This window comes from Microbulbifer mangrovi (genome assembly GCF_002009015.1).
Classification (GTDB): Bacteria; Pseudomonadota; Gammaproteobacteria; order Pseudomonadales; family Cellvibrionaceae; genus Microbulbifer; species Microbulbifer mangrovi.
Window position 1 is genome coordinate 1 of sequence record NZ_LZDE01000184.1, and the last position, 6,302, is coordinate 6,302.

A 6,302-nucleotide genomic window follows, 5' to 3' on the forward strand; every position below is an offset into this window, starting at 1 on the left:
TTACAGCGGTCCTGAAAACCTCCACCCGATGCCTGACCGCCACAGATATTGTTCAGGGCACGCTGATCGAGGGTAGTGGTTACTCCCCAAACTTCCGCTGAGGTGCCACATCGTGGTCGGCGGTGATGCCGATTTCTTCCTTGGTGGTGTCTTTCACCACGGTGTGTTCTTCCTCGGCACCGTGCATCCAGTCCACCAGTTTCTCGCGGATAAAGAACAGGATCAGCCCGGCAGCGATCGCCGCAATCGCCACGCCGCCAAAGGTTGCTATCGGGCCGGACTCGCCTACCAGCTTACCAATCTCCGCCGCGCCTTTATTGGCAATACCGATGAACGCAAACCACAACCCCATCATCAGCGACAGATAACGCAGCGGAGCGAGTTTCGTCACCATCGACAGGCCGATCGGCGACAGGCACAGCTCACCAATGGTGTGGAAAATATACGCCACCACCAGCCACCAGGGGCTCGCTTTGGCGGTCTCGGAATCGCCAATCTGCATGGCCGCGCCCACCATGGATACAAAACCCAGACCAAGGAAAATCAAACCCAGGCTGAATTTCCCCGGCGAGGTGGGCTCACGCGAGCCGAGCCCCACCCAGATGCTCGCCACAATCGGCGCGAGGATGATGATGAACAGCGGGTTGACCATCTGCAGCCAGCTGGCCGGGATTTCAAAGCCGAAAATGTGCAGGTCCGTGTTGTACTTGGCGAACAGGTTCATCGACCCCGCCGCCTGCTCAAACCCCGCCCAAAAAATTACCGTGAACAGACCCAGAATCAGGATCACCTTGATGCGGTCGCGCTCCTCCGGGGTCAGCGGGCGTTTTTTCTCATCGCTACTCAGGTTTGGCGTCAACCCCAGTTTTGCCGAAGGCTGGTTGCCGATTTCACCGAGCATCTTGTCCGCCTGGGTCATCTGCAGAATCAGGCCGAGCAGCATGCCCAAGCCTGCGACCACAAACGCCAGCTGGTAATCCACCTTCTCGCCAATCCAGCCGATTACCAGATAACCGAGAATTGAACCCAGGTTGATCCCCATATAGAAAATGGTGAACGCCGTATCCCGGCGCTTGTCACCTTCGTCATACAGGTCGCCCACCATGGTGGAAATATTCGGTTTGAAAAATCCGTTGCCGATGATCATCAACGCGAGGCCGAGCCACAGCCCGTAAATCTCAGTACCGTCCGGCAGCCATTTGTGCGGGAAGCCGAGAGCGAACTGCCCCAGCATCATCAGCACCCCGCCGAACATGATGCAGCGGCGCTGGCCCCATTTGTTGTCTGCCATCCAGCCACCGATGATCGGTGTCAGGTATACCAGCATGGCGTAGGTGCCCAGGTAGCTCAGGGCCTTGGACTGCAGCTCGGTATCGGAGAGTGTCTCCCAACCAAACGCCGCGGCGGCGGCAGCGGAAGTGAGGTAAAACACGAATATGCCGCGCATACCGTAGTAGCTGAGGCGCTCCCACATCTCGGTACCGAACAGCAGGAACAGCCCTTTCGGGTGTCCCATCATCTCGCCGGCGGTGGCCGGGGGTCTTGGCTTGAGATCTTGCATGTGCGCTCCTTACCTCTTCGCGCTGGCTGCCGCCGACCCGGCGGGGCGGGCGGAGATTGCGTGTCTTCTCGTCGCTTGTCGGAGTATCGACTGGATGCCGATAGGAAAGCGGTCGCGCACAGGACCCGTTTTGAGGGTTGTAATGTGCGCCATCGACCTGAGTATAGATCAGGAGTTTAGGGACAGACCCCGGCAGTCCACAGCAGGTATAATCGCCGGTTTGCCATTTTCCTCTGAATAAGCAGTCATATGAGTCGAGAGTCCACCCAGCCAAATCTGCAGCAGTACCGGCAGTTGCTTCCCCAGTGCATGGGGCGCGACCGCTTTGAGCTGGAGCGCACCCTCAGGAATGCCCAACGTCGGCTGAAAGAGGGCAAGCCGGCAGACAGGATGCTGTCCCAGCTGGATTCCCGGGTGTCGGCTTCCGTGGCCCTGGCCGAGGCGCGCCGGCAAAAACTGCCCAAGGTGGAGTGGCCGGAGGGCCTGCCTGTGGTAGCGCGGCGCGAGGAAATCGCCGAGCTGATCGCCGCCAACCAGGTCGTCGTAGTGGCGGGGGAGACCGGTTCCGGCAAGACCACCCAGTTGCCCAAGATCTGCCTGGAACTGGGGCGCGGTATCTTTGGCCAGATCGGCCATACGCAGCCGCGGCGGATTGCCGCGCGCACCGTGGCCAACCGTATAGCCGAGGAGCTCGGGCAGTCCCTGGGGGATTCCGTGGGCTACCAGGTGCGGTTTACCGACCAGAGCACCGAGCACACCCATATCAAGCTGATGACCGACGGTATCCTGCTGGCGGAAATCCAGCGCGACCCGCTGCTCAACCAGTACGACACGCTGATTATCGATGAGGCCCACGAGCGCAGCCTCAATATCGACTTCCTGCTGGGTTACCTGAAGACCCTGTTGCCGCGGCGCCCGGATCTCAAAATCATCATCACCTCCGCGACCATCGATCTGGAGAAGTTCTCCCGGCATTTCGACAATGCGCCGATTATCGAGGTATCCGGGCGCACCTACCCGGTGGATATTCACTACCGGCCACCGGCGGACAGCGACGCGGACCTGAACGAACAGGTTATCGGTGCAGTGGAAGAGCTGCTGCACGAGGAGAAATCCTCGCCCCGTCGCGGTGGCGATATCCTGGTGTTCATGAGTGGCGAGCGCGAAATCCGCGAGTGTGCCAAGGCCCTGCGGGATGCCCATCTACCGCACCTGGAGGTGCTGCCTCTTTATGCGCGCCTCAGCCTGGCGGAGCAGAGCCGGGTATTCGCACCGCACAAGGGCCGCAGGATTGTGCTTGCTACCAACGTGGCGGAGACCTCGATTACCGTGCCCGGTATCCGCTATGTGATCGACCCGGGTACCGCGCGGATCAGCCGCTATAGCTACCGCAGCAAGATCCAGCGCTTGCCGGTGGAGGCTATTTCCCAGGCCAGCGCCAACCAGCGCGCAGGCCGCTGTGGCCGGGTCAGCGCTGGTGTGTGTATCCGCCTCTACGAAGAGAGCGATTTTATCCAGCGTCCGGAATTTACCGATGCGGAGATCCTGCGCACCAACCTGGCTGCGGTCATCCTGCAGATGTTGCAATTGCGCATCGGCGATATTCGTGAATTCCCGTTTGTGGATCCGCCGGACCAGCGACTCATCAACGACGGCTACAACCTGTTGCAGGAGCTGAAAGCGGTAGATGGCAAGGGCCGGGTAACACCACTGGGGCGCGCGCTGTCGCGGTTGCCGCTGGATCCGCGCCTCGGTCGTATGCTGATGGAGTCCGGTCCTGCGGGCAGTCTGCGCGAGCTGCTGATCATTGTCAGTGCGCTGGCGGTGCAGGATCCCCGCGAGCGCCCGGCGGAAAAACGTCAGGCGTCGGATGAAAAACACAAGCAGTGGCAGCACGAGCAGTCGGATTTCCTCAGCCTGGTCAACCTGTGGGACGGTTATGAAGCCCAGCGACAGGAGTTGAGCCAGAACCAGCTGCGCAAGTGGTGCCAGAAAAACTTCCTCTCCTGGCTGCGACTGCGCGAGTGGCGAGATATCCACCACCAGCTGCGCCTCGCTATCCGCGACCTGGACTTGAAAATGAACAAGGAGCCGGCGCCCTACGCCAATGTGCACAAGGCGATCCTGCCGGGGCTGCTGGACAATATCGGCGTGCGCGACGAAAACAAGGAATTCCTCGGCTGTCGCAACCGTCGCTTCCATATTTTCCCGGGCTCCGGCCAGTTCAAGAAGCCGCCGCGCTGGGTGGTGGCGGCACAGCTGCTGGAGACCAGCCGCCTGTTTGCCCACACGGTGGGCAAGATCGAGCCGGACTGGGCGCTGGGCTGTGCCGAGCATCTGGTCAAACGCAATTATTTCGAGCCCCACTACAACCCGCGCTCAGGTGCGGTGATGGCATTTGAAAAGGTCACTCTGTACGGCCTGGTGCTGGTGGACAAGCAGCGTATCCACTTCAGTAAGCTGGATCCGGTTGTCGCGCGCGAAGTGTTTATCCGCGAGGCATTGGTGGAGCAGCGCTATCGTGGCAAGGGCAAGTTCTTCAAGCATTACAAGGCACTGCTGGAGGAGCTGGAGGACCTGGAGGCCAAATCCCGCCGCCGCGATATCGTGGTGGACGACGAGGTGGTGTACCGCTTTTTCGATGAGCGGATCCCCGCCGAGGTGGTGAACCTGGCGGGTTTTGAAAAGTGGCGCAAACAGGCCGAGCAGAAAGACCCCGAATTACTGTTCCTGCCCCGCGACCTGATGATGCAGCAGGATGCGGATCATGTGGGCGAGGCCCAGTTCCCGGATTCCCTGATCAGCGGCGGTATCGAATATCCGCTGAGCTATCACTTTGAACCGGGCAGCATCGACGACGGTGTCAGCATCCAGGTGCCGGTGGGCGCCCTGCACCAGGTACCCGCCGCACGCCTGCAGTGGGTGGTGCCCGGCATCCTGCGCGATAAATGTATCGCGCTGGTGAAAAATCTGCCGAAGCAATATCGCAAATATTTCGTGCCGGTCCCGGCAGCGGTGGACAAGGCGCTACCGCGCATGCAGCCCGGCAATACCCCGCTGTGGCAGGCGCTGGCCCACGAGCTGAAGCGCCAGACCGCGCAGGAACTGCCGGAAGATGCCTGGCAGGCGGCGGAGCAGGGCGTTGAGGATTTCTACCGTTTCAATATCCAGGTGCTGGATGAGAAGGGGCAGCTACTGGACCAGGATCGCGATCTGGAAATCCTGCAGGCCCGCTACCGCGACCGGGTGCAGCAGGAGCTGGCCAGCGCCGGCGATGATTTCGAGCGGGAGGGCATCACCCAGTGGGATTTCGGCGACCTGCCGGAAACCCATCAACTGGATCAGGGGGGCCTCAAGGTGCGCGCCTATCCGGCACTGATCGCCAGCAAGGACAGTGTCGACCTGAAACTACTGGATAACCCCGGTGAGGCCCGGCAGCTGACCCGCGTGGGTATCTGCCGCCTCGCCATCCTGCACCTGCCGGAACCGGTCAAATACCTGCGCAAGGAGCTGTTGAAAGGTAAAGAGCTCGGCCTGAGTGCCGCGGATCTTGGGCGTCGCGAAGACGTGGCCGACGATATCCTGATGGCCGCCGTGCGCGAGTGTTTCTGGGAGGATGAAAACTGGCCGCGCACCCAGGCGGAATTTCTCGCCGCGCTGGAGCAGCGGGAAAAACTTGTGGAGATCGCGCAGGAGATCGCCGGTGTACTGGTGAAGGTGCTCGCCCAGCTAGTGCCCCTGCGCAAGCAGATCAAACAGCAGAAAAACCTGGCTGTGGCCATGGCGGTGGGGGATATCAACCGCCAGCTGAACGGCATGTTCTACCGCGGCGTGCTGTTTCAAACGCCGCTGGAATGGTTGCGTCAGTATGGCCGTTACCTGAAAGGCATTGAGCTGCGGCTGGAAAAGGCGGCACTGGACCCGAACCGGGACCGGCGTCTCAGTGCGGAATTCCAGGAGGCGGAAGAGCCCTACCTCGCAGCCGCCAGCAAAAGTGACCCGCTGCTGATGGCGGGGGACCCGCAACTGGTGGAATATCGCTGGTTGCTGGAGGAGTTTCGGGTGTCTCTGTTTGCACAATCGCTGAAGACCCTGATGCCGGTGTCCATCAAACGTCTGCGCAAGTTCTGGGCAGAGTCTGGGCGGTAAATAGAGCGCGGTAACGTGCCGCCCGCGCCCGATGACAGCGGTGGTCACTCATCCGAACTTTTTGTCACTGCGTATGTAAGGAACAGGACGCTGATGCGACTATTACAGTGTCGTGGCAGTAAGCGCGGCAGGTTAGAACTGGTTCACAGTTCCGGATATTCGGTTGAACCTGAATCCGGAACCACTAGTCTGACTGAAACCCCAATCGCCAGCCGGGAAACTATAATCCGGGAGCGGCGGATTTCGCGCCGTATGCGGGAATAGCCCCTACTTTTAGGTAAGAGTCCTGAACAGGATCTCGACTTTCCACCAGGAGAACCATTATGAACAAGAAGAATCTGCCACTTGCGGCCGCCGTTGGTGCCGCTTTCATTGCCTCTGCCACCCTGAGCGCATCTACATCCGCCAATCCATTTACCGCCACCGAGCTGACCGCCGGCTACAACCTGAAAATGGCCGACGACGGCAAGAAGAAGGAAGGCAAGTGCGGCGAAGGTAAATGCGGCGAGGACAAGAAGAAAGAGGGTAAGTGCGGCGAAGGTAAATGCGGAGAAGGTAAAAAGAAAGAGGGCAAGTGCGGCGAAGGTAAATG

The 6,302-nt window shown here is 60.2% G+C and carries 3 protein-coding genes; 2 read left to right on the forward strand and 1 reads right to left on the reverse strand.

Features of this window, described 5'->3' with window-relative positions; all coding sequences use genetic code 11:
• Positions 1–79: 79 nt before the first annotated feature.
• Positions 80–1,561 carry a peptide MFS transporter gene (locus B4U49_RS01630; protein WP_078082844.1) on the reverse strand — a complete coding sequence of 494 codons (1,482 nt, stop codon included), beginning with the start codon at positions 1,559–1,561 and terminating at the stop codon, positions 80–82.
• A 249-nt stretch (positions 1,562–1,810) separates the two neighbouring features.
• On the opposite strand from B4U49_RS01630, the gene hrpA reads away from it, so the two are divergent.
• Entirely contained in the window at positions 1,811–5,710 is a 3,900-nt protein-coding gene (gene hrpA / locus B4U49_RS01640; protein WP_078082846.1) for an ATP-dependent RNA helicase HrpA, read from the forward strand.
• Between the two features lie 323 nt (positions 5,711–6,033).
• Positions 6,034–6,302 (forward strand): HvfA family oxazolone/thioamide-modified RiPP metallophore (locus B4U49_RS01645; RefSeq protein ID WP_078082847.1); only part of this gene is annotated, 269 nt, incomplete at its 3' end.